A 26,620-nucleotide genomic window follows, 5' to 3' on the forward strand; every position below is an offset into this window, starting at 1 on the left:
ACCACGGTGCCACCGAGGGGGAACCCCCGGTGATCATCCGGTGAACTCGTGGGGTCCTCCACGGGGACCGCGGCCCCGTGGCCGGCGGTGCACGGTTCAGGCATCGGGCACCGCCACGGGGAAGTGCCGGATCTCCCCGGCGCGGAGTTCGTGGACCTCGCCGTCCACCCACACGCGCACGGGAAGGGCGGGGCCGGGGCCGAGGTAGAGACGCAGCGCCGCCGGGGTGAGCTCGACCTGGATCGGCTGGTCCCGGTAGTGGATCGAGAAGGTCACCTCGGGCACCTGCGGCGGGATCGCCGGGCGGAACCACAGCATGTCCTCCCGGATCTCCAGGCCCGTGTAGCAGCGGGTGAGGATGTCCACGGAGCCGGCCATGGCCCCGAGGTGGATGCCCTCGCGGGTGGTGTCCCCCTGGGCGTCGACGAGGTCGCTGCTCAGGGCGCGGGTGAGGAACGACCAGGAGCCGCGGCGGTCGAGGCGCGACTCGACCCACGAGTGGACCACGTTGGACAGCGTGGACCCGTGGGCGGAACGGGTGCGGTAGAAGGCCACGGTGGCCTGCACCGCCTCCGGAGGGAAGGCGTAGCCCATCTGCTCCAGCAGCTCGCGCAGCTCCTGGTCGGAGAACAGGTAGAGCAGCATCAGGACGTCGGCCTGCTTGGAGAGCCGGTAGTCGTTGGTGGACAGACCCTCGGCGTCGAGGATGAGGTCCAGGCGGCCGATGCGGCCGTAGCGCTCCTGGTACTCCTCCCAGGAGAACTCCGGGAGGTCCCCGTAGCCCTCGAACTGTGCGAGCACGCCGCCGGCGAGGAACGGGACCCGCAACCGGGTGCGGATCCGCTTCCAGCTCACCAGCTCGTCGTCGCGCAGGTCCAGTCGCTGCCACAGGGGACCCCCGTAGTCCTGGCCGAGGCGGTCGATCATCTCCAGGGTGCGGGTGAGCAGCCACGCGGTCATGACGTTGGTGTAGGCGTTGTTGCGCAGGCCGGACCCCGGGGCGCCGGGATAACCGTCGTGGAACTCGTCCGGTCCCATGACCCCCGTGATGTCGTAGCGGTCGTCCCGTGGGTCGTGGACGGCCAGGCCCGCGAAGAACCGGGCGACCTCCACCATGAGTTCCGCCCCCTCCTCCACGAGGAAACGGGTGTCCGCCGTGGACTGGAAGTACTGCCACACCGAGTGGGCGATCGCCAGGCCGACGTGGTGCTGCAACCGGGAGTTGTCGGGGATCCACCGCCCGGTCCGGGGGTTGAACAGCACCGTGGGCGTCTCCTCACGGCCGTCGCTGCCGCTCTGCCACGGGAACATCGCCCCGGCGTGGCCGGCCCCTCGCGCGGCGGCCCGGGCCTCCTCGAGGCGCCGGTAGCGGTAGGCGAGCATCGACCGCGTCCATTCGGGCCGCCGCAGCGTGAGCATGGGGTAGACGAACATCTCGTCCCAGAAGATGTGGCCCCGGTAGCCCTCGCCGTGCAGTCCGCGGGCGGGCACGCCCGCGTCGAGGTCCGGTCCCGCGGCGGCCACCGACTGGAGGACGTGGAAGGTGTTGAGGTTCACGGCGAGCCCCTCCTGTCCTCCCGTGCCCGTCGCGACGGCGAACGCGGACCACAGGGCCTGCCACGCCGCCACGTGCCGGCTCAGCAGCTCCTCGAAGGTCCCGGCCTGGGCCAGGGCGCCGGCCGCCGCGAGCGCTGGCGTCGAGATCGCCCGGTCCCGGGAGGTGGTGAGGGCGACGATCTTCTCGACCCGCACGGCCTCGCCGGCCGCCATCCCGATGCGCATCTCGTGGCCCGTCACCCGGGGGGCCGGCGTGACGGGGACCATCGATCCGGAGCGCCGCGCGCGGTTCTCCTCCAGCACCCGGGTGCGCATCGCCACCGCGATGTGGATCTGGGACTGGCTCGTCACGGTGTCCACCAGGACCGACCCGGGTCCCAGGTCCTCCACCGTGACCGTGCCCAGGTGGCGGTCGGCCAGCGACGAGTACTCGCGGACGTTGCGGTTCGCGACGTCCGCGTCCACCATGCTCCGGACGGTGAGCGTCCCGGACCAGTCCTCGGCCTCGAACACCGTCTCCTGGCCCGTGAGATGACGCTGGTCCTGGGAGACGAAGCGCCGCGTGGTCACCCGGGTGGTCCGGCCGACGTCGTCCCGGAAACGGAGGCTGCGGGTCAGCACGCCGGTGCGCACGTCGAGGTCCTGCGCGTAGTCGAGGACGTTCTCCTCGGTCGGCAGGTACCAGTAGCCGTTGCCGACGCGGTACTGCAGCATCGTCCAGTCGGGGGCGTTGACCAGGTGCTCGTCCTCGACGGTGAGCCCGTCGACGTCCGTGCGCAGGCGGTTGTAGACACCCGCCAGGTAGGTCCCCGGGTAGTGCGGACCTCCGGCCCGTGCCTCGCTGGCGGCACCGCGGGTCGCCATGTACCCGTTCCCGAGTGTGCAGAGGGACTCGCGCAGCCCCTCCTGCCGGGCGTCGAAGGACGTGTAGGTCAGGTTCCAGGGGCTGTCCCCGCCCGATCCGCCGCCCCACGCGGCGGTCCCGGACACGGGGGCCAGCGGCAGGTCGAGGGCCTCGAGGTCGTCGACGACGAAGTGGGCGCCCGCGGCGAGCAGCGGTCCGCGGCGATCCGCGTCACCGAGGCCGACGACGAGGCCGAATCCCTCGGTCACGGCCGTCCGCACCAGGCGGTGGCTGTCGGTGACGACGACGACATGCTCCGGATCGACGCCCAGCTGGTGGGAGGCGAGCCGGAGGGAGGCGGACGGAGGATGCCGGTGGGGGCGTCCGGAGAGGGGACCCTCCGGGTCGCCGTCCGGCGGGTCCGCGGCAACGACGACGTCGGCCAGGAACTCCGAGGGCAGCTCCTGACGGGCGGTGACGACCGCTGTGAGGACGCCTTCGGCCCGCAGGCGCGCGAAGAGGCCCTGCGCACCGGCGTCGGGCACGTGCCGCTCGTCCATCTCCACGAGCACGGAGTGCATCTCCTCGACAGAGGGGTCGAGGGCCAGCAGGACGGCCCCGTAGGTGGTCTTGCCGGGGACGACCGGTTCCGCCTCGACGCCGCTCATGCGGTCATTGTGCCACCTGCCTCCGTCAGGTGCTGGAGGCGGGCGGGGCGGGCGTCAGTTGATGGTGCTGAGGCGGATGGTCTCGGGCAGCCCCAGGATCTGCTCGATGACCTCCCGCGTCACGCCGTTGCCGGCGTCCGTGACGAGGTAGCCGGTGTCCCCGCGGGTCGACAGCTGCTGGCGGTCGATGTTGATGCCGTGGTCGCCGAGGACGCTGTTGACGGTCGCCAGGACCCCGGGGACGTTGCGGTGCAGGTGCAGGATGCGGGTCCCGTTGACGGCGGTGTCCAGCTGGACCTGCGGCATGTTCACCGACAGGGTCGTGGAGCCCGAGGTCACGAAGGACGAGAGCTTCGCGGCCACGAACCGCCCGATGTCCACCTGCGCCTCCTGCGTGGAACCGCCGATGTGCGGGGTGAGGATCACGTTGGGCAGGCCCTGCAGCACCGAGGTGAACGGGTCCCCGGACACCTTGGGCTCGTTGGGGAAGACGTCCACCGAGGCGCCGGCGATGTGCCCGCTGACCAGGGCGTCCCGCAGCGCGTTGTAGTCGACCACCATGCCGCGGCACAGGTTCAGGAACAGGGACCGGGGGCGCATCCGTTCGAACTGCTCGCGCCCGAACAGGTTGTTGTTGCTGGTGCGACCGTCCACGTGCAGCGAGACGGTCTCGACCCGCTCCAGCAGCTCCTCCAGCGTGTCGCAGCGCTTTGCGTTGCCGAGGGGGAGGCGGTCCACGACGTCGTAGTAGTAGACCCGCATGCCGAGGGTCTCGGCGAGCACGGACAGCTGGGACCCGATGTTGCCGTAGCCCACGATGCCGAGGGTGCGGCCGCGGACCTCGTGGGCGCCCGTGGCGGACTTGTCCCACACGCCCTCGTGCATGCCCTTGTTCTTGTCGGTGAGGTGCCGGGCCATCGAGATGATCTCGGCGACCGCGAGCTCCACCACGGAGCGGGTGTTGGAGTAGGGGGCGTTGAAGCACGTCACGGCGTGCTCGGTGGCGGCCGTGAGGTCGATCTGGTTCGTGCCGATGCAGAAGGCGCCCACGGACAGCAGCTGCGGGTGGGCCTCGAACACCTCCCGGGTCACGTGGGTCTTCGACCGGATGCCGAGCAGCTCGACGCCCGCGAGGGCCTCGACGAGCTCTCCGGTGTCGAGGGCGCCCTTGCGGGTCTCGACCTCGATGCCCTTCTCGGTCAGGATGCGTTCGGCCTCGGGGTGGACGTTCTCCAGGAGCAGTGCTTTCACAGTGGCCCAGTCTATGGCTCCGGGGCGCGGGACGACGACGTCGGGCGTCACCGTGCGGCGGATGTGGTCCGGATCACCGTGCCCCGGCGGGCTGCGGCGTCTCCCCGGGCCCGGCACCCGAGCCGGAGCCGGGCGGCGGCGGGACCGGGGCGCCGCCCGGCCGCCCGGCGCGAGGCCCGTGGACGATCCGTCCGCCGACGCCGTGCTACCGAGCAGTACTTCCACTGTTGCCGCCCGGCCGGTGACGGACATGTGCGATCGTGATGAGCATCACGATCACCCCCGTTCCGGTGCCGCCCCTCCGCAGGGCCGTGCCGGCAGCAGCCCTCACCCCCGGAGGACCCACGTGATCCCTCAGCACCACGCCCCCGCGACCGCACGCCCCTCGGACCGACCGCGCCGCCGGACGGCGGCGGCGGTCGCGCTCGCCGTCGCCCTTCCCCTCGGCGCCGCGGCCCCCGCGGCCGCCGACGCCGACTTCCCCTCGACCGAGGGAAGGACCAGCACCTCCAGCCTGCTGACCTACGACGACGTGGTGCAGGAGCTGCAGAAGCTGGAGCGGACCAGCCGCCACGGCGTGAACGCCTTCACCCTCGACGAGGCCGGCATGGAGGTGAGCACCTCCGAGCAGGGCCGGGACCTGTGGGTCGCGACCGTCGGCTCCGGACCGGAGCACGTGTGGCTCCAGGGCCGGATCCACGGCAACGAGCCCTACGGCACCGACGCCCTGCTGACCCTGCTCAAGGACCTCGGCACCAACGGCTCGGCCGAGTACGGGCTGCTCCGGGACAAGTTCACCTTCCACGTCATCCCGATGTACAACCCGGACGGCGCCGAGGCCAACATCCGGCACACCGTGCTGTGGGACCGGGTGACGGACGCCCCGGAGGGCGGGACGCCGCAGCGGATCGACCTCAACCGCGACTGGACGGCGGAGGGCTTCGCCGCGGACGAGTCCCGGGCGTTCCACGAGTACTGGACCACCGTGGACCCGGCGTGGGGCGTCGACATCCACCACCAGGGCCTGAAGCAGCAGTACGGGACCGGCGAGGACGTCACCCTCTCCCTCGGCATCTCGCTCGCTCCCGGCGGCCCCACCCTGCCCGGGATCCACGACGGGGCCTACGACCGGCTGACGCGCCAGATGAACGTGCACGTCTACGACGAGCTGTCGAAGTACGGCTCCATCAACATCGACCGCTACCAGGTGGGCGGCAGCTACGAGATCGACATCAGGGGCGGCGTCGTGTCGGCGATGATGCTCGGCCTCGACCACGACGGGCTCAACCCGGAGCGCCACTCCCACCCGGTCGTGTTCTTCGAGACCTCGGGCAACTCCTCCGACGGCAGCCTCGGCCAGAAGGCCCGCGGCAGGAGCGTGCAGCAGAACGTGCTCGCCGTGAAGGAGCTCCTGCTGGGCCTGGCCACCGGAGAGGTCCAGCAGCAGGACCCGGAGCGCTGGGAGGAGATCCCGCACGCGCCGGTCACCGGCTACAGCACCGACTGGGCGGGGACCCTCCCGGTCGGCGGCTGAACCCGGCCGCCGGTGCCCTCCTCGGGGCACCGGCGGCTCGGGGCACGAAAAAGGCGAAGCGGGACATCCGTCGGATGTCCCGCTTCGCCTGCGTGGTGCGCGAGGGGGGAGTTGAACCCCCACGCCCTTTCGGGCACACGGACCTGAACCGTGCGCGTCTGCCTATTCCGCCACTCGCGCTCGTCTCCCACAGCGGCTGACCGCTGTGAGCAACGACGGCAATCCTACCCACGATCGCCCCCGATGGCCAATCGTGAGGACGGCGCGCGGTCAGTACGCTGGTCCCATCCTCCGCACGGAGGGTGGCCGGCGCCGACCAGGGGAGTGCACATGCAGCCCGATCACCAGCAGACCGAGGACAAGCGCAAGGAGCTGGGGCGCAGCGACGAGCCGGTCGAGGACGAGCTCGTCGAGGAGTTCGAGAACACCGTCGCGGAGGGGGCGGACCGGCTCAACCGCACGTGGCGGGCCCTCGTCATCACCGGGCTGTTCGGCGGCATCGACGTCGGACTGGGCATCATGGCGATGCTCGCCGTCAAGGACGCCACCGGCTCCGACCTGCTCGCGGGCATGGCCTTCGGCATCGGGCTGTTCGCCCTGCGGCTGGCGCACTCGGAGCTGTTCACCGAGGACTTCCTGATCCCCATCAACGCGGTGGTCGCCAAGCACGGCACGTGGCTGCAGCTGTGCCGGCTGTGGACGGTGACCCTCGTGGCCAACCTCGCCGGCGGCTGGCTGTTCATGTGGGTGGTGGGAGCGGCCTTCCCGCAGTTCGAGCAACTCCTGCTCGAGACCTCGGTGAAGTACATGGAGAGCGGTCTCACGCTGGAGACGGCCGCGCTGGCGATCCTCGCCGGCAGCACGATCACGCTGAGCACCCGGATGAGCCAGGGCACCTCCAACGACGTCGTCACCGCGCTGATCTCGCTGATCAGCGGTCTGCTGGTCGTGGGACTGGGCATGCTCCACGGCGCCCTCAACTCCATCGTCATCTTCGGCGCCATGCACCTGGGCGCGGCGATCTCCTACTCGGACTGGTTCGTGTGGTTCCTGTGGGTCATTCCGCTGAACATGGCCGGAGGGCTGGTCATCATCACCCTGCCGCGACTGATCCGGACGCTCGAGCTGATCAAGAAGGAGCGCGCCGAGCAGAGCAGGAAGCTCGTGGCACAGGGCCTGGAGGACTGACGGTTCAGGCGACCACCAGCCCGGTCGCCAGGGCGAAGGCGCCCCACAGCCCCGTCAGCGCGAAGAGGGTGATCGGGGCGAGCAGCGCGAGCTCCGCGACCGACCCGGCGTTGCCGATCAGCGGCACGGTCAGGAAGGACCGGTTCTTGTACAGGGCGCGGGGCAGGGGCAGGGGCACCCGCAGCGGGTAGAGCAGGTGGATCCCGCGTGTGGTCACCAGGTCCCCGGCCAGATGGACCACCACGCCCGTGCCCACCGCGGCGGCGAACCACCACTCGTGCGCGGGTGGATACAGGCCCACGACGACGCCCAGCCCGATCCCCACGACCCAGTTGAGCTTCGCCACCCGCTCCGGCACGAAGGCGAGCACCTGCACGGCGAACGCGATGAGCAGCACGGACATGACCGCCGCCAGCGGCCACACCCGGCCGAGGTCCCCGGCAGGGATGCCGATCTTCTGCGCGGCCGCCGCCAGCCCGGTGAACGCCACCACCCCCAGCACCGAGTGGGTGCCGCGCCGGTGCCCGCCCGAGAGCCGGCAGATCCCGCGGGCCAGCCAGGTGGACAGCGGCCGCAGGGAACGGGCCACGGTCCCGCCCGGGTGGTCCAGGTCCGGCAGCAGCGCCGCGCCGGCCGTGACCAGGGCACCGGTGAGGACCCCGGAGTCGCCGACGTCCAGCAGCCCCCACCCGATCGGCACGCTGAGGTCCTGCAGGTGCAGGTGGTAGTCGGCGGTCAGCGCCACCCATGCGGCCGCCCCGCAGGCCGCATGGCTCGGTCCCATCATGGAAGTGATGTCCTCCTCGGATCTCCGGTGCGGTGGGGTCCGGACGACCTCACCAGCGGAAACACTAGAGTCCCGGCCGGACAGCACAGCGCCGGGGACTGCACGACGGGCGCCCGGTGACACCGGATCCCCCGGGTCCGTAGGCTGGCGGCCAGGACTCCGCCGACGGAAGGACAGCGCCGTGCTCCGATCCACCCGCTCCGGTGCGGGGGCGCCCACCCTGCTGCTGCTCCCCGGGCTGCTGTGCACCCAGCGGCTGTGGGACCGGGCGCGGCCGCTGCTCGAGGCCTTCCACGACGTGCTCACGGTGGACCTGCCGGGCGTCGGCGGCGGCGACCTCCCGGATGGCGCCGCCGACCTGGAGGCGTACGCGGACCGGGTGTGCGAGGTGCTCGACGCCGAGGGGATCGAGCGCTGCGTGTGGGTGGGGCACTCGCTGGGCGGCTACGTGCTGGCGGCGGCCCTGGAGCGCCACGCCGACCGGATCAGCCACGCCGTCCTGGCCTACAGCACCACCGAGGCCGACGACGCGTCGGCCCGCGCCGGCCGGGACCGGGGGATCGACGCCGTGCGGGAGCACGGCGTCGCCGCCTACGCGGACCGGCAGATGCCCCGGACGTTCCGGGAGGACGCCCGCGAGGAGGACGTCGAGGCCGCGCTCCGGCAGGCCCGGGACTGGCCGGAGGCCGCCGTGGTCCGCGCCCTGGAGGCCATGCGGGACCGGCCCGACCGCACGCCGCTGCTGCTCGAGCACACCGAGCTGCCGGTGCTGCTCGTCCAGGGGGACGACGACCCCGCGATCGACGCCCTCGACCCGGAGGAGCGCCACGTCACGCGGATCGTCACGGACACCGCGCACATGGGTGTGCTCACCGACCCGCACACCTTCGCGGGCATCGTGCACGGCTGGGTGGCCGACGAGCTCGAGCGCCCTGCCTGACCGGCCCCCGTCGGGCAGCGGTACGTCAGGGGGCCGGCACGGACCGCCACCCCGCGGAGTCCACCTCGACGACGACGGGCGCCCGGCCGCCCACGCCCCGCCGCCGCAGCGCCGCCTCGATGTCACCCGCGGCGGCGGCGACCACGAAGGTCTCCCCGCGGAACAGGTCGGCGGAGTCCTCGACGAGACAGACCAGCTCCTCGGCGCCGCGGGCCGTGAACCGCTCGGCCACGCGCAGGCGCGCGGTCCACGGCGGGGGAGAGGCGGCGTCGTCGAGGAGGACGGCGGTGGCCGGGCACTGCAGGTCGGTCATGGCCCCAGTCTTCCCCTCGGGCCGCGGCGGGGGAAGACTGGGCCCATGACCGACCCCGTGGACCCCATCACCGTCGCCGCCGCACGGGCCCGCACGGCCGCGGACGCGCACCGCGGCGTGGAGACCGACGCGTGGGTCGCCGGCATCGCCGCCTCCGGCGGCCCCCACCGGCCGGGGGCGCCCCGGCCCTCCGCGGGGGACGTCCTCTCCGGGCGCGACGACGCCCACACGGTCTCCTCCGAGGGCGGCCGCCGGTCCGCCGAGTGGATCCGCGACCTCGCCGACCGGGGCGGCTGAGGCGGTCCCGTCCGCTCAGTCCACGGACTTCGGCTGCCCCGGCAGCTGCTGCTCGCAGCCGGGGGTGAGCCAGGCCTTCACGAAGCCGCCGGACTGGTAGGCGAACTCCCGCAGGTGGCCCCGCGGCACGGCCGGGTAGTCGAAGGAGAGCACGTCCAGCTCCCCGGCGTAGCAGCGACCCAGCAGCAGGCGGGCCCGGGCGACGTGCTGACGGTAGGTGAGCACGCTGACGTGCTCCCACCCCCGCTGCTCGCTGAGCGCGCGCAGCTCCATGGCCTCGCCCTGGGTGGTCGAGGGGTCGGGGCGGAAGCAGATCACCTCGTAGTCCTGCTCGCCGTCCTCGGCGCAGGTCTGCGCGGCACGCGCGTAGTACACCTCGCCCGAGGCGTCGCCGAGGTCGTTGGTGCCGGGGTTGGCCACGACCAGCACGGGCGCCACCCCGGCGTCCATGAGCCGCAGCGCCTCGGCCATCCGGGTCCGGTCCGGCGGGCCCAGGACGAGGAGGGCGTCCGAGCGCGCCGGGTCGTCGGTCCGGGGGTGCTGGAACACCGCCCAGCCGGCGAGCAGCCAGACCAGGCCCAGGGCGAGCACCGCGACGAGCACCCAGGCCGGCCACGCGGAGCGGCGGGTGGTGCGGGCGCTGCGGGGCATCGGGGCCGCTCCTCGGCGGTCGTGGGGACGGAGTCCGGGTCAGCCGACATTGTCCCACCCGCCACGGGGCACGGTCACCGTGTGACGCGACGGGACCGATCGGGCGGGGTGGCGCGGGCCTACGATGTAGGACGCCGGTGCGGTGCGCGCGGGCGTGCCGTGCGCACGGCAGTTCGACGACCGAGGAGGACGGACCGCATGACGGTGGAGGACCAGTCCGGCGTGCTGTGCCGGGTGCCCATGCGCTGGGGCGACATGGACCCGTACGGGCACGTGAACAACGTGGAGGTCGTGCGGCTGCTCGAGGAGTCGCGGATCGCGGCCCTGGGCGTGCCCGTGGGCACCGGCGACCAGGTGGAGCCCCCGCTGATCCCGTTCTTCTCCGCGCTGCCGGAGGGCACGCAGGCGCTGATCACCGAGAACCGGATCAGGTACCTCCGCCCCCTCGAGTACCGCAACACGCCGGTGGAGGTCCGGGTGTGGGTCGTCTCTGCCCGCGGCGGGGCGCTGACGCTGGGCTTCGAGATCACCGACGTGGTCTCGCGCCGGGCGTGCGTGCGGGCCGAGACCCAGCTCGCGTTCTTCGTGCCCGCCACCGGGACGGTGCTGCGCATCTCCGCGGAGCAGCAGGAGCTCCTCGCCCCGCACGCGGGCCCGCGCGTCTTCCGCTGACCCGGACTGCCCCGGAGCCGCGCCGCTCAGGCCTCCGTGCGCGCCCGGTGGCCCGCCTGCGAGCGCCGGTACTGCGCCGCGAGCCGGACCGGGGCGTTGGGCGCGCCGAAGCCGGAGTACCCGTGGCGGCGCTCGACCACCTCGAAGAACACCGTGCCCAGGGTCTCCGTGTAGAAGTGCAGGAACTCGCCCTCGGCGTCCCGGTCGTAGAGCAGGTGCAGCTCCTGCAGGGAGGCCACGAACCCGGCGTCGAGGTCGAAGCGGGCGTCGAGGTCCTCGTAGTAGTTCTGCGGCACGGGCAGGAACCGCAGCCCGCGCCGGCGTGCCCGCCGGGCCACGGCGAAGACGTCCGCGCAGGACAGCGCCACGTGCTCGGGGTAGGCCGCGCCCACGAAGGAGCCCTGCTCGGCGGCGGCCGGGGCCACGTTGAGCGGCATCCGCACCGCGCCGTTGGCCGAGCGCATCACCTGGCTGCGCACCAGCCCCGAGGGTCCGGGGACGTCCTGCGCGGCCTGCGCCTCGAGGGCGAGCACCGAGGTGTAGAACAGGACGGCCTCGTCGTAGTGCTGCCACGGCTGGGCCATGTTGATGTGGTCCACCCCGGTGACCAGGGCGCCGGTGTCGAGCTCATCGTCCGCGCCGAACTCGCCCAGCCAGGCCGGGACCCCGTCCGCCGTGCGCTCGCAGAAGAAGATCTCCGTGCCGTCCGGGGCGAACACGCCGCGCAGCACCTGCTCGTCGTCGCGCTGGGAGCGGGGCACGGGCAGGGCCTCGAGCCGGGTGGCGCGCTCGGCGGCGGCGTCCGGGTCGGCGACGTCGAAGCCGAGCGCGGCGACCTCGGTGGGGGAGCCGTCCGGGACCGCGTCGTTGACGACGACCCGCACCGGTCCCTGCACCCACACCTGCACGTTCTCCTTGGACCGGTGGTGCCCGCCCAGGGCGAAGCCGAGCTGGTGCAGGAGCCGGGTGGTCTCGCCGAGCCGCCCGGTGCGGATCTCCACGAAGTCGTGGCCGCTGGGCTCCTCGACCGCGGGCAGCGCCTGGAGCTGGAGCGTGTCCCGGGTCCGCTCCCCGGCCAGGGCCCGCCGGGTCTGGTCCTCGAGCCAGCGCAGGGAGCGCAGCCCGTCCACCGCGGTGCGGTTGACGTCGGCCTGGCGGAAGGCGTCGTTGAAGATCTCCAGGGAGACGGGCCCGTCGTAGCCCGCGCGGACCAGGTGGGACATGAAGCCCACCATGTCGAAGCCGCCCTCCCCGGGGAACACCCGGTGGTGGCGGGACCAGGAGAGGACGTCCAGGCTCAGCAGCGGGGCGTCGGCCAGCTGGACGAAGAAGATCTTCTCCGCCGCGATGTCCTCGATGGGCGCCGGGTCCCAGGCGCGGGAGAGGATGTGGAAGCTGTCGAGGCAGGTCCCCACGCTCGGGTGGTCGGCCAGGTCCACGATCCGCTGGGCGCGCTCGAAGTCGTTGACGAACCTCCCCCACGCCAGCGCCTCGTAGGCCAGCCGCACACCGTGGCGCGCGGCGAGCTCGCCGAGCTGCCGCAGCTGCCCGGCCATGACCTCGTCGTCGTCGATCTCCGCCGTGGCCACGTTCGAGCACACGAGCAGGGTGTCCGTGCCGAGCCGGTTCATCAGCCGGAACTTGGCCTCGGCGCGCCGCAGGTTCGCGGCGAGCTGCCCCGGGCCCACGGCGTCGAAGTCCCGGAAGGGCTGGTAGAGGTCCAAACTCAGGCCCAGCTGCCCGGCGAGCTCTCGGATCTCCTCGGGGGAGGAGGGGGAGACGACCAGGTCCTGCTCGAAGACCTCGATCCCGTCGAACCCGGCCGCCGCGGCGGCGTGCATCTTCTCCTCGAGGGTGCCCGAGAGGCAGACCGTGGCGATCGAGGTGCGCATCAGCGTCCCGCCCCCGAGACGGCCGGCTCAGCGGCGACCTGCTCCGCGGAGTCGTAGGATGTGAGGGCGCCGCCCATCCAGCTGGCCGGTGCGGCCCTGCGGGGCGTCCGGCCGGGCGGCGGCGGGGCCGGGGTCTCGGCGGTCGTCGCTGCTGAGCTCATGGAGGTCCTCCGGATCGGCCCACAGCACGACGACGTTCTCATATTGTGGGAATCGCTTCTGTTGTGTGATCATGATTGCTGTGAGCTGGTCCACATGTCAACCGCAGGTCGAACGGAGCCCCGCCGTGAGAACACCGAGCCGGACCGCCGTCCCCGGCGCCGGGTGCCCCCGATGACGGCCCCGGAGCCGGCAGGGGCCGCCCGCCAGGACATGGTGGGCAAGGCCCTCCAGCTGCTCGAGCTGCTGGGGGAGCACCCGGGCGGACTCACCGCGGCCGAGGCCACCAAGATCTGCGGCTACCCCTTCAGCACCACGTACCGGCTGCTCAACGCACTCGTCCGGGACGGCTTCGCCGAGCTGCAGGAGGACAGGCGCTACGTCCTGGGCCTGAAGATCTTCCACGCCGCCCACAGCGTGGCCCAGCGCCTCGGGATCACCGGGACGGTCGTGCCCGTGCTGCGGCGGATGGTCGAGCACACCGGGGAGTCCTGCCTGTTCGCCGTCCTGGACGGCGATCGCTTCCACACCCTCGCCAAGGAGGACGGGCCGGACTTCCGGGTCACCTCCGACCCCGGCTACCGCGGCGCGCTGCACTCCTCCGCCCTGGGGCTGTGCCTGCTCGCGTTCGCCCCGGAGGACGTGCGCGAGCACCTCGTCGGCACGATCGGGCTCGAGCCGCGCACCCCGGGCACGCTCACGGACCGGGACGAGCTGCGCCGCCGGATCGAGCGGGTCCGGCAGGAGGGCTGGGCCACCCAGGACCAGGAGCACGACGTGGGGATGGTCGCCGTGGCGGTGCCCGTCCTGCGGCCGGGCGGGGGCTGCGTCGGCGCGCTCGCGCTGTCCGCGCCGGTGTTCCGGCACCGGCTGGAGGGCCTCGTGGAGATGGTGCCCGCCCTCCAGGAGGCGGCCGGGGAACTGGGCGCGCGGCTCACCGGCTGAGCGGCCGGCGCCGTCTCAGGGGACGGACTGGCCGCGCGCCGCGGTGAGCAGGGCGTACCAGTCCTCGTGGCCCAGCCGGGACGCGAGCTCCTCCGCCCCGGCGCACGCGGCGATCCGCTCCGGGTCGGTGGTCCCCAGCACCGGGCGGATTCCGCCGGGGTGCTTCATGAGCCACGCGAGGACCACCGCCTCGCCGGAGGCGCCGTGCGCCGAGGCGATCCGGTGGACCGTCCCGGCGGTGGCCGCGGCGTGCTGGTCCTCCGGCGGGATCGGCGCACCGGTGTACAGGCCGCGGGCCAGGGCGCCCCACGCCTGCACCTCGATGCCGTCTGCCGCGCAGTACTCCAGGAGCCCCTCCGGGAACGAGTGCTCCGCGCCCTCCGGGTGGTTGGCCAGGATCTGCTGCTCCACGAAGCTCCGGTGCCGCAGGCTCAGCTCGAGCTGCACCGCGGTGACGGGCGTGGTGAGCACCTGCTGGTAGCGGGACACCTGGCGGACCGACATGTTGGACAGGCCCACGGAGCGGATCAGCCCCTCCTTGCGCAGCTCGTCCAGGGCCCCGGCGACCTCCCGGGGGTCGGCCAGGGGGTCCGGCCGGTGCAGCACGAACCGCTCCACCGAGTCCACGCGGAGCCGGCGCAGGGATCCCTCGAGGCTGCTCCGGATCGTCTCCCGGTCCAGCCGGTAGTGGGTCGGCGCACCGGGTGCGGCGGTGTTGCCCGGCAGGCGCACCCCGCACTTGGTCTGGAGGGTCACCCTCCGCGCCATCCCCGGGTCCTCGGCGAGGAGCTCGCCGAAGACCTCCTCGGACTTCCCGTGGGCGTAGATGTCGGCGTGGTCGAAGTCGGTGATGCCGGCGTCCAGCGCGGCGTGCACGGCGGCCCGGGCGCGGTCCACGGTCCTGGCGCTCAGCGGGGCGTCGTCCCACGACCCGCCGATGGTCATGCAGCCGTAGATCAGGCGCGAGCTCATGGGCGGTCCTCTCCTTCGGGCACTCCGGCGTCCCGGGTGGGACTCTGCTGCTCCAGGCGCTGCTGCTCGGCGGCCCAGCGCAGGCGGGCGGCCGCCGCGTAGGCGGCCCCGGACTCCTTCATCCGGCCAGCGCGCTCGTAGAGCCGGCCCAGGGCGGTGAAGCACTCCGCCTGGTCCGTGGCCGCGGCCTCGGTCTCCTGGTAGAAGTCCAGCGCCCGGTTGTACGCGGTGATGGCCTGGGTGTGACGTTCGCCCAGTTCGTACACCCGTCCCAGGTTGACGTGGCACTGCGCCTGGTCCTGCGCCTCGTGCGGGGCGTCGAGGTACTGGCCCAGGGCGTCGAGGAGGTGCTCCTCGGCGTCGTGGGCGCGGTCCAGCTCGAGCAGCAGGCTGCCCAGGATCAAGTGCGTGCGGGCCCGGTGCTTGCCGCTGCCGGGGATGCGGCAGAAGAGCCCGAGGGCGTTCTCGTAGGCGGTGACGGCCCGGCCGGGGCGGTTCATCCCGAGGTAGAGGTGGCCCAGGTTGTAGTGGCAGGCAGCCTGCTCCTGGAGGGAGTCGCCCTCCTCCTCGAAGAGGACGATGGCCTGCTGGTAGGCGGTCTCGGCCTCGTCGAGCCGTCCGCGGTCCTCGGCGTCGAGGGCCCGGGTGAAGAACCCGTGCCCGTCCTGGGGGTAGCTCATGCGGATTCCTTTCTCGGCCGGGTCCTGCGGGGACGTCAGGGGGCTACGCGGGGTGCGGGTCCTGCGGGCGCGGGGCCCGGCGGCCCAGCGCGAACCACAGTCCCGCGCCGGCGACGGGGAACGCGAGGATCACGAGCAGCCACAGCAGGCGCAGCACGGGGTCCAGGCCCGGGCTGCGCAGCAGGGAGACCGAGGCGGCGACCATCAGCACGACGACGACCGCTCCGGCCACCGTCGCACCGCTCTCCCACGCCCCCGTCCGCACGGCCTCGGCGCCGCCGGCCGCGAGGACGGTCCAGGTGCTCATGCATCGATCCTCGCACCGCCGGGGCGGGCGGACAAGGGCGGGCGCCGGGGCGTGCCGGTCTCCGGTCCCCCGTAGAGTGGGCTGCGCCACCGCTCAGCACGCTGATAAAATGTGCATGTCGACTGCAACCCCGAGGAGAGTCCACGATGTCCACCTCCGACGACCGTCCGTACGACCAGGAATCCGCCCACGAGGAGCCCACCGCCGGGCCCGCCGGCGGAAGGGACACGGACGACACCGGGGTGGAGCGCCACCCGCCCAGCTCGGCGAACGAGCTCTGGGACCACAACGCCTACGGGCGGGAGGACGGCGACATCGGCGGCTCCGCGACCTCGGGCGCCACCGACACGCGCGACCCGCGCGGCGGGGCCCCCGCCTACAACATCGACGCCGGGGACGACGACGCCGTGCGTCACGGCGACGACTCGGGCCGCGACGACGGCTCGAACGTGCGCGCGACGGGCGAGTCGCTGACCGGGGCGGACGCCACGGCCGGCCACGGCCGCGAGAGCGTCGGCGACGAGGAGCGCGACGGTGGGCGCGGCGACCTGCGCGACGACGCATCCGGCGCCGGCGGACAGGCCTTCGACCAGGAGGTGAGCGGGCGGGACAGCACCGGCCGGGACAGCACCGGCCCGGCGGCCGGGGACCGGTACGCCACGGCTCCGGGCGCCACGGACCGGGCCACGACGGAGCGCGGAGCCGGCCGCCACGTCGCCGGGGACGGGGCCGGCGAGCTCGGGGCCGCAGGGAGCGGGCGCGGTGAGCGCCCGGGGGAGAGCCCGTCCGTGGTCCGGCACGAGGAGCGGCTGCAGGTCGGGACCGAACGGGTCGAGTCCGGCCGGGCCCGGCTGCGCAAGTACGTGGTGGAGGAGCCGGTGCGCGCGGAGCAGACCCTGGCGTCCGAGGACGTCGAGGAGGTCCGCACTCCCGTCACCGAGGAGGAGCGCGAGGCGTTCCTCGCCGGCCGGGAGCTGCCGGTGGGGGAGGACGAGGTCATCCTCTACCGCGAGGTGCCCGTGGTGCAGACGGTGCGCGTGCCCTACGAGCGGGTGCGCCTGGTCGTGCGCCGCACGGAGCGCACCGAGGTCGTCGAGGAGACCGTGCGCCAGGAGCGGATCGACGTCGAGGAGGACTGAGCCCCCGTCCCGGACCCCCTCGGCCCCCCCCGGCCGAGGGGGTCCGTCGTGCCGCCGTGGGACGTCCCGCTGCGCCGCCGGCGCCTGTTCACCCAGCGCGGAGGCCGCGCCCGGGGCTTGTGCCCCGCCTCACGGGAGTGAAGTAATGGCAAGTGAGCTGGTCGTTCCGGTCCGTGCGGGCCGGGGCCGGCCGGTGTCGACCACATTTCGACGACCGGGAGGTCCACCATGCGCAAGAGGCTGAACAGGATGCGGCAGAAAACCGGGGGGCAGGTGCCCATGGCTCCCGGCGTCCCCGGGAGCGAGACCGCCCCGGTCGCGGAGCCCACCGCGCCCCGCCCGCCGCTGCCGCCCAAGCCGGACCAGGGCACGCCCGAGCCCGTGAGCCCCACGGGCCAGAACACGGGGATCGACCCCACCCTCAACGCCCAGGGCGGGGAGCACCTGACCACCGCCCACGGCTCCCGGCGCGGCGACACCGACCACTCCCTGAAGGCAGGCCGACGGGGACCCGTGCTCCTGCAGGACCACCACTTCCGGGAGAAGATCAGCCACTTCGACCACGAGCGCATCCCGGAGCGCGTGGTGCACGCCCGCGGCGCCGGCGCCCACGGCGTGTTCCGCTCCTACGGCACCGCGAGCAGGATCTCCTCCGCCGCCGTGTTCGGCAAGGACGTCGAGACCCCGGTCTTCGTGCGCTTCTCCACCGTCCTCGGCTCGCGCGGCTCCGCCGACCTCGCCCGGGACACCCGCGGCTTCGCCACGAAGTTCTACACCTCCGAGGGCACCTGGGACCTGGTGGGCAACAACATCCCCGTGTTCTTCATCCAGGACGCCATCAAGTTCCCGGACGTCGTGCACGCGGCCAAGCCCCACCCGGACCGGGAGATCCCGCAGGCGCAGTCCGCCCACGACACCTTCTGGGACTTCGTCTCCCTGCACACCGAGGCGCAGCACCACACGATCTGGAACATGTCGGACCGCGGCATCCCCCGGTCCTACCGCACGATGGAGGGCTTCGGCGTCCACACGTTCCGGCTCGTCGACGACGCCGGGCGCAGCGTGCTCGTGAAGTTCCACTGGAAGCCGAAGCTCGGCGTGCACTCGGTGCTGTGGGAGGAGGCGCAGATCGCGATGGGCATGGACCCCGACGTGCACCGCCGGGACCTCGCGGACGCCATCGAGGCGGGCGCCCACCCCGAGTGGGAGCTCGGGGTCCAGGTCTTCGAGGACAACGAGGAGCAGATGTTCGAGGGCATCGACCTGCTCGACCCCACGAAGTTCGTCCCGGAGGAGCTCGCGCCCGTCGAGCCGGTCGGACTGATGACGCTCAACCGCAACCCGTCGAACTTCTTCGCCGAGACCGAGCAGGTCGCCTTCAACCCCAACAACATGGTCCGCGGCATCGACGTCACCAACGACCCGCTGCTGCAGGGCCGGCTGTTCTCCTACCTGGACACCCAGCTCAGCCGGCTGGGCGGGCCCAACTGGACCCAGCTGCCGATCAACCGCCCGCACGCCCCCGTCAACGACATGCTCCGGGACGGGATGCACCAGACCGCCGTGCACACCGGCGTCGCGCCCTACCACCCGAACTCGCTGGACGGGAACAACCCCTTCCCCGCCGACGAGCCGGCCCGCCCCTTCATCGACCACCCGGCCCCGGTCGCGGAGTCGGTCAAGGAGCGCGGGAACCCCGTGACCTTCGAGGACCACTACAGCCAGACCCGCCTGTTCTGGCTGTCGATGAGCGACGTCGAGAAGGAGCACATCGCGCAGGCGTACACCTTCGAGCTCGGCAAGTGCTGGGAGCAGTCGGTCAAGGAGCGCCAGCTGCAGGCCCTCGCCAACATCGACGAGAAGCTGTGCGCCGTGGTCGCCCGGGGACTGGGCCTGCCGGCGCCGGGACCGACCGTCAAGCACGGGAAGATCACGCCGAGCCCGGCCCTGTCTCAGGTCGGCGGGCAGTGGCCCCTCGACGGCCGCCAGGTGGGCATCGTGGTGGGTCCTGACCCCGACGAGAACGACCTCGTGGCCGTGGTCTCCGCGATCGACGACGCCGGGATGGTGCCGCTGGTCATCGCCCCGCACGGCGGGCCGGTCGGGCGCGGCGGGAAGGTCGTGGCCCACCGGACCTACCTCACGGCGCGCTCCGTCGAGTTCGACTCGGTGCTCGTGGCCGGTGCCGTCCCGCCGGCCCCGGACGCCCAGCAGGGCCTCGACGCGAAGGCCGGAGCCGTCACCTCCGGCGGCGTGGACCCGCGCGTGCACCTGCTGCTCGGCGAGGTGTTCCGCCAGGCCAAGGCCATCGGCACCTGGGGCGCCAAGGGCCAGGTGCTCGCCGCGGCGGGCCTGCCCGAGGGCGCGCCCGCCGTGGTCTCCGGCAAGGACGCCGCCGCCGTGGTCGAGCAGGTGGTCACGCTCATGAAGAGCCACCGCGCCTGGGAGCGGTTCCCGGTCTCCGGCCGCCTCTGACCGCCGCTCCCCACCGCCGAAGCCACCGCTTCCGCCCGGGGCCACCGCCGATCCGCGGTGTGCTCGGGCGGGAGCGGTGGCTTCGGCGGGTGCGGCGGCCGTGTCGGCCCGGAAGCGGCGGCGCGCGGGGCGGGCGACGGGGCCGGGGCGGGTCAGAAGCGGCCCAGCTCCTCCCGCAGCGCCGAGCCGAGGTCGGGGTGGCGGAACCGGTAGCCCCGGTCGATGGCCCGGTCCGCCGAGACCCGCTGGTCCGCGAGCGCCATCAGCTCGGCGCCCTCGGACCCGAGCACGAGCTTCGGCCCGAACCCCGGGGTGGGCAGCAGCGCCGGCCGGCCCAGGACCTTGCCGAGGGTCCGGGCGTAGTCGCGGCCCGTCACCGGCATCGGGGCCACGGCGTTGACGGGCCCGTGCAGGCCGGGGGAGAGCACCGCGTGGGCGAACAGGCCCACCGCGTCGTCCAGCGAGATCCAGCTCAGCCACTGGTCCCCGGAGCCGAGCCGTCCGCCCAGTCCTGCGAGGAACAGGGGCAGCTGGGCCTTGAGGGCGCCGCCGGCGGGGCTCTGCACCACCCCGGTGCGCACCGTGACCACGCGGGTGCCGACAGCCTCGGCCTCCTGGGCGGCCTGCTCCCACGCCGTGCAGACCTCGGCGAGGAAGTCGTCGCCCGGCGCTGACTTCTCCGTGACGGTCTCCCCGTGCGTGTCCGCCCCGTAGTACCCGATCGCGGAGCCGTTGATCAGCGCGGAGGGGGCCTCGTCGCCGAGCGCGGTGAGGGCCCGGACGAGCAGCCGGGTGCCGAGCACCCGCGAGTCGTGGATCTGCTGCTTCGCCGAGTCCGTGAGCCGCCCGCCGATGCTGCGCCCGGCCAGGTTCACCACGACGTCCACGCCCCGCAGCGCGGCGGGGTCCAGCTCCCCGGCCGCCGGGTCCCACGAGATCTCGAGGGGGGTGCGCGCCTCGCGGCGCACGAAGCGCCGGACCGTGTGGCCGCCGGTGCCCAGCAGCGCGGCCAGCTGCACGCCGATGGTGCCGGAGGCCCCCGTGACGGCGACGGTCAGGGGCCGGCCGGGGTAGCGGCCGAGGAGGTCGAGGTCGGCGGCCAGCCGCCGGGAGCGGGCCTCGAACTGGCGTCCCAGCGCGGGGCTCATCAGCCGGTCCCCGAACGCCCTGCTGCCCGGCAGCGCCGCGTACTCCACGGTGTCGGTGACCACGGTGCCGCCGTGCCCGTCGTCGTCGAACCGGTGCTGGTGCTCCCAGGAGGCGAGCGGGCCCTTCACCATCCGGTCCCGGAACTCCCGGCCCGGGACGAAGCCGTGGTGCTCCGCGGTCCAGGGCACCGAGGCCAGCCCGTAGGAGCCCGGCACGGCGACCCGGAGCCGGGACCGCGTCCCGTCCCGCAGCGGGGGCGAGGACTCCTCCACCACGGAGCCCGTCCACGCGGGCGTCAGCCGGGTGAGCGCCCCCGGGCGGGCGTGCCAGGCGAAGACGTCCTCGACGGGGTGGGGCACGCGGGAGCTGAACGTGAAGGTGGTCATGCGTGCCACTCAACCCGCATTGCCCCGGTTCGTCCAGGACCTCGGGCCGCGGGCCGTCCGTGTCCTCGCCCCGCGGGCCGGCGGCGGCCGCGGCGCGGTGCGCAGCCCCGGCCCGCGCGGACGGGGTTTCCACGGCTCCGCTTGCCCCCGGGCGGGCCGTCGCCCAGAGTGGAGGACGTGAACACCCACGGACGCATCGTGCTCATCCGCCACGGCCAGACCGACTGGAACCTCGAGGAGAGGCTCCAGGGCGCCACGGACGTCCCGCTCAACGACGCCGGGCGGGAGCAGGCCCGGGCCGTCGCCCGGCACCTGCACGCCGAGGCCCTCGGCTGGGACGTGCTGGTCTCCTCGCCGCTCGGCCGGGCCGTGGAGACCGCCCGGATCATCGGCGCGACCCTGGGCCTCGAACTCGCGGCCACCTACGACGAGCTCGTGGAGCGCGGCTTCGGCCCGCACGAGGGCTCGCGCCTGGCCGGCCTCGAGGGGCCCGAGCGGGAACGGGTCCTCTCCGCCGGGGAGCCGGCGGAGGCGGTCGCCCGCCGCGGTCTGTCGGCCCTGCGCCGGATCCGCGACGACCACCCCGGGCGCAGCGTGCTGGTCGTGGCGCACGGCTCGCTCATCCGCCTGACGGTCTCCGAGCTCAACGGGGAGGCCCATCCCAGGATCCGCAACTGCGAGGTGGTCCCCGTGCGGACGGAGGCCCTCGGCGCCGCGCGCCTGCGAGATGACGTGTCGGAGTCCACCGCGCCCTGACAGCCCCGTCTTCGTTCAATAAGCTGAAGCCATCAGGGACGGTCCCACGAGGTGCCGTCCACCCCCTGCGGCGGCGACGGTGGCGCACAGAACGCGCCCCCGGCCGTCCACGGCGACGAAGGCGTGATGCGGCTGTGGCCTCTGACCAGTACACGATCCCCGACGAGGACCGGACCGAGGCGCTCCGGGTGATCCCCCGGGCCCCCGAGTGGTCCGGGGACCGGGCGTGGATCAACGAGTACTACCGCCACGTGCCCCAGGACGACCTGCTCGCGCGCACCGAGGAGCAGCTGCGCGAGCGGGCCGACCACCACCACGAGGTGGGCCGGGTCCGCGCGCCCCGGGAGATCGCCGTGGGCGTGCGCCAGGAGGACTCGACGTCCGTGGTCTTCGTGGTCACCGAGGACGTCCCCTACCTCGTGAGCACCGTGTCCGCGGAGATCGCCGCCAAGTGGGGCGGCGCCCGTCTGCTCATCCACCCCGTGCTCGTGGCCGCCCGGGACGCGGAGACCCACGAGCTGCGCGAGCTCCAGCAGGTGCCGGACTTCTCGGCCACCTCCAGCGGCGACACCACCGCGCTGCCGAGCCTGGCCGGCTTCCGCTCGGACGGCGGCACCACGCACGTCGTGGAGTCCTGGATCTCCGTGGAGCTCTCCCGGCAGATCTCGGACGAGACCGCCCAGGAGCTCGTGGCCCGGCTCTCGAGCCTGCTCGAGGACGTCCAGCGGGTCGACGACGACCAGGTGGAGCTCAAGGAGCGCGTCGGGCGGCTCGCGGACGAGCTCGACCGGCTGCGGCAGCTGGACCTGCCCGAGGGCGGGCACCCGCCGCTGATCGAACCGTCCCAGGAGTTCCTGCGCTGGCTGGCCCGGGGCAACTTCATCCTCATGGGGTTCAAGGAGTACGACCTCGAGGACTCCGGCGACGGGCTCTCCCTGGTCAGCCGCCCCGGAACCGGCCTCGGCCTGCTCGTGGAGCACGACCGCAAGCCGCACCGGCAGGTCCTGACCGGGCTGGGCCGGGAGCACGCGCGCGAGGCCGGCACGCTGTTCATCACGAAGGCCAACCGCCGCTCGTCGATCCACCGCCGGGAGTACCTCGACTACATCGGCGTCGCGAAGTACGACGACGAGGGCCGGATCGTGGGCGAGTACCTCGTGCTGGGGCTGTTCACCCGCCGCGCCTACAACACGCCGGCCCGCGAGACGCCGCTGATCAAGGAGAAGATGGCCGACGTCGCCGAGCGGTTCGGCTTCCTCGAGGACTCGCACTCGGCCCGGGACCTCATGGGCAACATCGAGGACTACCCGCGCGACGAGCTGTTCCACATGACCGCGGACGAGCTCTACGACATCATGCGCGGCGTCATGGGCCTGGACGAACGGCGGCAGACCCGCCTGTTCCTGCGCCAGGACCACTTCGGCCGGTTCATGTCCGCCGTCGTCTTCCTGCCCCGTGACCGGTACAACACGTCGGTGCGCGGGCGGATCGAGGCCGAGCTCCGGCGCACGTTCGACGCCGAGTCCATCGACTTCGACGCCCGGCTCTCCTCCTCGACCCTCGCCCGCCTGTTCTTCCGCATCCGGCTGCCGTACACCGGTCAGGTGCAGTCCTTCGACCGCTCGGGCCTCGAGGCGCGGCTGCGGGCCGCGGTGCGGTCCTGGTCCGAGGCACTGGCGCGCGCGATCCACCGGCACTTCCCGGAGGAGCTCGCACGGACCCACGCCGAGAACTGGGCGGAGGCGTTCCCGGACGCCTACCGGGCGGACTACGAGATCGAGGAGGCCGTCGAGGACCTCCAGCGCTGCGAGGAGCTGTGGGGGCGGAACCCGCACCTGCCGGCGGAGGTGCGCGTCGTCGACGACCCCGGGGGCGTGCGGCTGAACATCTACCTCACCCGCTCCCTGTCCCTCACCGAGCTGCTGCCGATGCTGCAGAACCTGGGCCTGACGGTCCTGGACCAGAAGCCGTACGAGGTCACCCCCGCCGACGGCCGCCACTTCCAGCTCTACGACTTCGGGGTGCGGCTGCCGGAGGGCGTGGACGCGATCGGTCCGGAGGACGCCAAGACCGAGGACCTCATCGAGGACACGCTGTGCGCGGTGCTGTCCCACGGCTCCGAGTCGGACTCCCTGAACCGACTGGTCCTGACGGAGCGCATGACGTGGCGGACCGTGGCCGTGCTGCGCTCCTACGTCCGGTACCTCCTGCAGCTGGGGCACCCCAACTCGTTCGACTACATAGCGGACACGCTCCTGGGGTTCCCGCAGGTCACCCGGGCGCTGGTCGAGTTCTTCGACGCGAGCTTCAACCCGGCGCTCGACGACGCCGTGCGCGGCTCCCAGCGCGACGCCGCCCACGGCCGGCTGACCGAGGCCCTGGACGAGGTGCCCACCCTGGACGCCGACAAGCTGCTGCGCGCGCTGGCCGAGATCATGGCCGCGACCCTGCGCACCAACGTGTACCGGCACCGGCCCACCATGGCGTTCAAGCTGGACCCCCGGCGGATCAGCACGGCCCCGCTGCCGCACCCCATGTTCGAGGTGTGGGTGTGGTCCCCGCGGGTCGAGGGCACGCACCTGCGCTTCGGGCCGGTGGCCCGCGGCGGCCTGCGCTGGTCGGACCGCCGCGAGGACTTCCGCACCGAGGTCCTGGGCCTGGTGAAGGCGCAGATGGTGAAGAACTCGGTGATCGTGCCCAACGGGGCGAAGGGCGGGTTCTACCCCAAGCAGCTGCCGGAGCCGGCCGTGGACCGCGACGCCTGGGTGGCCGAGGGCCGGGAGGCGTACAAGCTGTTCATCGCCTCCCTGCTGGACATCACCGACAACCTCGTCCGGGACGGGTCCGGCCAGGACGTCGTCGTGCACCCCGAGAACGTGGTGCGCCGCGACGGCCAGGACTCCTACCTGGTGGTGGCCGCGGACAAGGGGACGGCGTCCTTCTCGGACACCGCCAACGCGATCTCCGCGGAGTACGGGTTCTGGCTCGGGGACGCCTTCGCCTCGGGCGGCTCGGTGGGCTACGACCACAAGGCCATGGGCATCACCGCCCGGGGGGCGTGGGAGTCCGTGAAGCGGCACTTCTTCGCGCTGGGCGTCGACACCCAGACGGAGGACTTCACCGTGGTGGGCGTGGGGGACATGTCCGGCGACGTGTTCGGCAACGGCATGCTGCTGTCCGAGCACATCCGGCTGCTCGCCGCGTTCGACCACCGCGACATCTTCCTCGACCCCGACCCGGACCCGGCCGTCTCCTACGCCGAGCGCGAGCGGCTGTTCGGCCGCCCCCGGTCCTCGTGGCAGGACTACGACCCGGAGAAGATCTCGGCCGGCGGCGGCGTGTACTCGCGCACCGCGAAGTCCGTGCCGATCTCCCCGCAGGTCCGCGAGGCCCTCGACCTCGACGACGGCGTCGAGGAGCTCTCCCCGATCGAGCTGATGCGGGCGATCCTGACGGCGCCCGCCGACCTGCTGTACAACGGCGGGATCGGCACGTACGTGAAGTCGGCGCAGGAGACCTCCACGGACGTGGGGGACAAGGCCAACGACACCATCCGCGTCGACGGCCAGGACCTGCGGGTCAAGGTCGTCGCCGAGGGCGGCAACCTGGGCTGCACCCAGCTCGGCCGCGTGGAGGCCGCGCTGAACGGGGTGCTGATCAACACGGACGCGATCGACAACTCCGGCGGCGTGGAGTCCTCCGACCGCGAGGTCAACATCAAGATCCTCGTGGACCGCATGGTCGTGGCCGGGGAGCTCACCGCGGAGGAGCGCGCCGGCTTCATCGAGGCCATGACCGACGAGGTCGCCGGGCTCGTGCTCGAGACGAACGTGGCGCAGAACGTGCTGCTCACCACGGAGCGGGCGCGTGTGCGGGCCCTCAACGAGGCCTACATCCGGTTCACGCACTGGCTCGAGGAGGAGGCCGACCTCGACCGCGAGATCGAGTTCCTGCCCTCCGACGAGCAGCTGCGCGAGCGGGTCCGCGCCGGCCAGGGGCTCACGTCCCCGGAGCTGTCCGTGCTGGCGGCCTACGCCAAGATCCAGCTCTCGGAGGCCCTGGTCGACGGCGGCCTGGCCGAGGACCCGTGGTTCGAGGAGGTCCTGGAGGCCTACTTCCCGGAGCAGATCACCCAGCGCTTCGGCGAGCTCGTCGGCACCCACCCCCTGCGCGCCGAGATCATCTGCACGATGGTGGCCAACCAGATGGTCAACTACGGCGGCATCCCCTTCGTCTACCGGGTGATGGAGGAGACCGGGTGCGGGCCCGTGGAGGTGGCCCGGGCGTTCGTGGCGGCCGTGCAGATCTACGAGATCGACCGCTACGCCCACCAGCACCGGGAGCTGCCCGCGGACGTGCCCACCGAGATGTGGGACCGGATGTTCCTGGACATGCGCCGCCTGCTGGACCGCGTGGTGCGCTGGCTCATCAACCGGGAGGAGACCGCCAACCCGGTCGCCGAGGTCATCGACCGCTACAAGCCCACCGTGGACATCCGCTTCCTCGAGGACCGGCTGCTCGGGGAGGACTCCCGGCAGCGGGTCGACTCGCGGGCGGAGGCCGCCGAGCGGCAGGGCGTCCCCGGGCCGCTGGCCACGGAGTGGTCGCAGCTGCTGGACGCGTTCGCGCTGCTCGACGTCGCCCGCCTCGCCCACGCCTCCGGCGAGGCGGTCACCGAGGACGGCAAGCTCGACGAGGAGCAGATCAAGACCATCGCCAAGGTCTACTTCCGGCTCTACGACCGCTACCGCATCGAGAGCCTGCTCAACCGCATCACCGGCCTGCCGCAGACCACGCGCTGGGAGAACCTCGCGCGGATGTCCATGCGGGAGGACGTCTACGCGACCCTGGTGGCCCTCGCCGACCAGGCGCTCGAGGCGTCCGGACAGGACGCGCGGGAGAAGGTGGAGTCCTGGGAGTCCAGCAACGAGTCCCGCCTGGCCCGGCTGCGCGAGGTGCTGGGGGAGATCGAGGCCGAGGACACGGGCGAGGCCTCCACCGAGCTCGCGTCCCTGTCCGTGGCGCTGCGGACCATGCGCAGCGCCCTGGTCGAGTAGG

The 26,620-nt window shown here is 73.0% G+C and carries 21 protein-coding genes and 1 tRNA gene; 10 read left to right on the forward strand and 12 right to left on the reverse strand.

Annotation, left to right across the window (positions count from 1 at the left end; all coding sequences use genetic code 11):
- Positions 1 to 96: 96 nt before the first annotated feature.
- Both ACFYE3_RS12660 and serA read right to left on the reverse strand, forming a co-directional pair.
- Positions 97 to 3,069, reverse strand: coding sequence for a glycosyl hydrolase family 65 protein (locus ACFYE3_RS12660; protein ID WP_387609677.1), 2,973 nt, complete (start codon positions 3,067 to 3,069; stop codon positions 97 to 99).
- Between the two features lie 54 nt (positions 3,070 to 3,123).
- On the reverse strand, positions 3,124 to 4,320 hold the full coding sequence (serA, locus tag ACFYE3_RS12665; RefSeq protein ID WP_387609680.1) for a phosphoglycerate dehydrogenase: 1,197 nt from the start codon (positions 4,318 to 4,320) through the stop codon (positions 3,124 to 3,126).
- 346 nt (positions 4,321 to 4,666) lie between these two features.
- On the opposite strand from serA, the gene ACFYE3_RS12670 reads away from it, so the two are divergent.
- On the forward strand, positions 4,667 to 5,854 hold the full coding sequence (locus ACFYE3_RS12670) for a M14 family zinc carboxypeptidase (RefSeq protein WP_387609683.1): 1,188 nt from the start codon (positions 4,667 to 4,669) through the stop codon (positions 5,852 to 5,854).
- 93 nt (positions 5,855 to 5,947) lie between these two features.
- Here ACFYE3_RS12670 and ACFYE3_RS12675 read toward each other — a convergent pair.
- Positions 5,948 to 6,034: transfer RNA gene (locus tag ACFYE3_RS12675), tRNA-Leu, on the reverse strand.
- Positions 6,035 to 6,184: 150 nt separating this feature from the next.
- Between ACFYE3_RS12675 and ACFYE3_RS12680 the strand changes: the two genes are divergently transcribed.
- The gene (locus ACFYE3_RS12680; RefSeq protein ID WP_387609686.1) at positions 6,185 to 7,042 is read left to right on the forward strand and encodes a formate/nitrite transporter family protein; all 858 of its coding nucleotides are present in this window, start codon (positions 6,185 to 6,187) and stop codon (positions 7,040 to 7,042) included.
- 4 nt (positions 7,043 to 7,046) lie between these two features.
- Here the strand turns inward: ACFYE3_RS12680 and ACFYE3_RS12685 are convergent, their stop codons facing one another.
- Complete coding sequence (locus ACFYE3_RS12685; protein WP_387609688.1) at positions 7,047 to 7,829, reverse strand: metal-dependent hydrolase; 783 nt, start codon at positions 7,827 to 7,829, stop codon at positions 7,047 to 7,049.
- Positions 7,830 to 8,010: 181 nt separating this feature from the next.
- Between ACFYE3_RS12685 and ACFYE3_RS12690 the strand changes: the two genes are divergently transcribed.
- On the forward strand, positions 8,011 to 8,769 hold the full coding sequence (locus ACFYE3_RS12690) for an alpha/beta fold hydrolase (protein WP_387609691.1): 759 nt from the start codon (positions 8,011 to 8,013) through the stop codon (positions 8,767 to 8,769).
- Between the two features lie 25 nt (positions 8,770 to 8,794).
- On the opposite strand, the gene ACFYE3_RS12695 is transcribed toward ACFYE3_RS12690, so the two are convergent.
- Positions 8,795 to 9,082 carry a hypothetical protein gene (locus tag ACFYE3_RS12695; RefSeq protein ID WP_387609693.1) on the reverse strand — a complete coding sequence of 96 codons (288 nt, stop codon included), beginning with the start codon at positions 9,080 to 9,082 and terminating at the stop codon, positions 8,795 to 8,797.
- 45 nt (positions 9,083 to 9,127) lie between these two features.
- Here ACFYE3_RS12695 and ACFYE3_RS12700 point away from each other — a divergent pair, with 45 nt between their 5' ends.
- Positions 9,128 to 9,379, forward strand: coding sequence for a hypothetical protein (locus tag ACFYE3_RS12700; protein ID WP_387609696.1), 252 nt, complete (start codon positions 9,128 to 9,130; stop codon positions 9,377 to 9,379).
- Positions 9,380 to 9,394: 15 nt separating this feature from the next.
- Here the strand turns inward: ACFYE3_RS12700 and ACFYE3_RS12705 are convergent, their stop codons facing one another.
- A complete protein-coding gene (locus ACFYE3_RS12705) occupies positions 9,395 to 10,030 on the reverse strand; it encodes a YdcF family protein (RefSeq protein WP_387609698.1) in 636 nt (211 codons plus the stop codon).
- 198 nt (positions 10,031 to 10,228) lie between these two features.
- On the opposite strand from ACFYE3_RS12705, the gene ACFYE3_RS12710 reads away from it, so the two are divergent.
- Positions 10,229 to 10,702, forward strand: a complete 474-nt coding sequence (locus ACFYE3_RS12710) for an acyl-CoA thioesterase (protein WP_387609701.1) — start codon at positions 10,229 to 10,231, stop codon at positions 10,700 to 10,702.
- Positions 10,703 to 10,728: 26 nt separating this feature from the next.
- Here the strand turns inward: ACFYE3_RS12710 and ACFYE3_RS12715 are convergent, their stop codons facing one another.
- On the reverse strand, positions 10,729 to 12,594 hold the full coding sequence (locus tag ACFYE3_RS12715; RefSeq protein WP_387609704.1) for a bifunctional sugar phosphate isomerase/epimerase/4-hydroxyphenylpyruvate dioxygenase family protein: 1,866 nt from the start codon (positions 12,592 to 12,594) through the stop codon (positions 10,729 to 10,731).
- Complete coding sequence (locus ACFYE3_RS12720) at positions 12,594 to 12,755, reverse strand: hypothetical protein (protein WP_387609707.1); 162 nt, start codon at positions 12,753 to 12,755, stop codon at positions 12,594 to 12,596. Before ACFYE3_RS12720 ends, ACFYE3_RS12715 begins: the two co-directional genes overlap by 1 nt.
- A 172-nt stretch (positions 12,756 to 12,927) precedes the next feature.
- On the opposite strand from ACFYE3_RS12720, the gene ACFYE3_RS12725 reads away from it, so the two are divergent.
- Positions 12,928 to 13,698, forward strand: coding sequence for an IclR family transcriptional regulator (locus ACFYE3_RS12725; RefSeq protein WP_387609710.1), 771 nt, complete (start codon positions 12,928 to 12,930; stop codon positions 13,696 to 13,698).
- Between the two features lie 15 nt (positions 13,699 to 13,713).
- Here the strand turns inward: ACFYE3_RS12725 and ACFYE3_RS12730 are convergent, their stop codons facing one another.
- The 3 genes from ACFYE3_RS12730 to ACFYE3_RS12740 are packed head-to-tail and all read right to left on the reverse strand — an operon-like array spanning position 13,714 to position 15,657.
- Positions 13,714 to 14,670, reverse strand: a complete 957-nt coding sequence (locus ACFYE3_RS12730) for an aldo/keto reductase (RefSeq protein WP_387609713.1) — start codon at positions 14,668 to 14,670, stop codon at positions 13,714 to 13,716.
- Positions 14,667 to 15,350, reverse strand: a complete 684-nt coding sequence (locus tag ACFYE3_RS12735; protein ID WP_387609715.1) for a tetratricopeptide repeat protein — start codon at positions 15,348 to 15,350, stop codon at positions 14,667 to 14,669. The genes ACFYE3_RS12730 and ACFYE3_RS12735 overlap by 4 nt, the downstream gene beginning before the upstream one ends.
- A gap of 43 nt (positions 15,351 to 15,393) precedes the next feature.
- The gene (locus tag ACFYE3_RS12740) at positions 15,394 to 15,657 is read right to left on the reverse strand and encodes a PLDc N-terminal domain-containing protein (protein WP_387609717.1); all 264 of its coding nucleotides are present in this window, start codon (positions 15,655 to 15,657) and stop codon (positions 15,394 to 15,396) included.
- Positions 15,658 to 15,803: 146 nt separating this feature from the next.
- Between ACFYE3_RS12740 and ACFYE3_RS12745 the strand changes: the two genes are divergently transcribed.
- Positions 15,804 to 16,796 (forward strand): YsnF/AvaK domain-containing protein, encoded by a 993-nt coding sequence (locus tag ACFYE3_RS12745; protein ID WP_387609719.1) that lies wholly within the window; start codon positions 15,804 to 15,806, stop codon positions 16,794 to 16,796.
- Positions 16,797 to 17,075: 279 nt separating this feature from the next.
- Complete coding sequence (locus tag ACFYE3_RS12750) at positions 17,076 to 19,271, forward strand: catalase (protein WP_387609721.1); 2,196 nt, start codon at positions 17,076 to 17,078, stop codon at positions 19,269 to 19,271.
- Positions 19,272 to 19,423: 152 nt separating this feature from the next.
- Here ACFYE3_RS12750 and ACFYE3_RS12755 read toward each other — a convergent pair whose 3' ends face one another.
- Positions 19,424 to 20,806 (reverse strand): TIGR01777 family oxidoreductase, encoded by a 1,383-nt coding sequence (locus ACFYE3_RS12755; RefSeq protein WP_387609724.1) that lies wholly within the window; start codon positions 20,804 to 20,806, stop codon positions 19,424 to 19,426.
- 177 nt (positions 20,807 to 20,983) lie between these two features.
- On the opposite strand from ACFYE3_RS12755, the gene ACFYE3_RS12760 reads away from it, so the two are divergent.
- Both ACFYE3_RS12760 and ACFYE3_RS12765 read left to right on the forward strand, forming a co-directional pair.
- Positions 20,984 to 21,562: a histidine phosphatase family protein gene (locus ACFYE3_RS12760; protein WP_387609725.1), complete on the forward strand. Its 579-nt coding sequence runs from the start codon at positions 20,984 to 20,986 to the stop codon at positions 21,560 to 21,562.
- 134 nt (positions 21,563 to 21,696) lie between these two features.
- Complete coding sequence (locus ACFYE3_RS12765) at positions 21,697 to 26,619, forward strand: NAD-glutamate dehydrogenase (RefSeq protein WP_387609726.1); 4,923 nt, start codon at positions 21,697 to 21,699, stop codon at positions 26,617 to 26,619.
- Position 26,620 lies beyond the last annotated feature (1 nt).

This window comes from Kocuria arenosa, from assembly GCF_042879215.1.
Taxonomy (GTDB): Bacteria; Actinomycetota; Actinomycetes; order Actinomycetales; family Micrococcaceae; genus Kocuria; species Kocuria arenosa.

Excerpts from the sequence above, each read along its gene's own strand:
- ACFYE3_RS12705 (WP_387609698.1), bottom strand. The coding sequence starts at position 10,030 with ATGCCCCGCAGCGCCCGCACCACCCGCCGCTCCGCGTGGCCGGCCTGG.
- ACFYE3_RS12720 (WP_387609707.1), bottom strand. The coding sequence starts at position 12,755 with ATGAGCTCAGCAGCGACGACCGCCGAGACCCCGGCCCCGCCGCCGCCC.
- ACFYE3_RS12700 (WP_387609696.1), top strand. The coding sequence starts at position 9,128 with ATGACCGACCCCGTGGACCCCATCACCGTCGCCGCCGCACGGGCCCGC.
- ACFYE3_RS12680 (WP_387609686.1), top strand. The coding sequence starts at position 6,185 with ATGCAGCCCGATCACCAGCAGACCGAGGACAAGCGCAAGGAGCTGGGG.
- ACFYE3_RS12755 (WP_387609724.1), bottom strand. The coding sequence starts at position 20,806 with ATGACCACCTTCACGTTCAGCTCCCGCGTGCCCCACCCCGTCGAGGAC.
- ACFYE3_RS12750 (WP_387609721.1), top strand. The coding sequence starts at position 17,076 with ATGGCTCCCGGCGTCCCCGGGAGCGAGACCGCCCCGGTCGCGGAGCCC.
- ACFYE3_RS12695 (WP_387609693.1), bottom strand. The coding sequence starts at position 9,082 with ATGACCGACCTGCAGTGCCCGGCCACCGCCGTCCTCCTCGACGACGCC.
- ACFYE3_RS12740 (WP_387609717.1), bottom strand. The coding sequence starts at position 15,657 with ATGAGCACCTGGACCGTCCTCGCGGCCGGCGGCGCCGAGGCCGTGCGG.
- ACFYE3_RS12735 (WP_387609715.1), bottom strand. The coding sequence starts at position 15,350 with ATGAGCTACCCCCAGGACGGGCACGGGTTCTTCACCCGGGCCCTCGAC.
- ACFYE3_RS12725 (WP_387609710.1), top strand. The coding sequence starts at position 12,928 with ATGACGGCCCCGGAGCCGGCAGGGGCCGCCCGCCAGGACATGGTGGGC.
- ACFYE3_RS12745 (WP_387609719.1), top strand. The coding sequence starts at position 15,804 with ATGTCCACCTCCGACGACCGTCCGTACGACCAGGAATCCGCCCACGAG.
- ACFYE3_RS12730 (WP_387609713.1), bottom strand. The coding sequence starts at position 14,670 with ATGAGCTCGCGCCTGATCTACGGCTGCATGACCATCGGCGGGTCGTGG.
- ACFYE3_RS12715 (WP_387609704.1), bottom strand. The coding sequence starts at position 12,594 with ATGCGCACCTCGATCGCCACGGTCTGCCTCTCGGGCACCCTCGAGGAG.
- ACFYE3_RS12710 (WP_387609701.1), top strand. The coding sequence starts at position 10,229 with ATGACGGTGGAGGACCAGTCCGGCGTGCTGTGCCGGGTGCCCATGCGC.
- ACFYE3_RS12660 (WP_387609677.1), bottom strand. The coding sequence starts at position 3,069 with ATGAGCGGCGTCGAGGCGGAACCGGTCGTCCCCGGCAAGACCACCTAC.
- ACFYE3_RS12685 (WP_387609688.1), bottom strand. The coding sequence starts at position 7,829 with ATGATGGGACCGAGCCATGCGGCCTGCGGGGCGGCCGCATGGGTGGCG.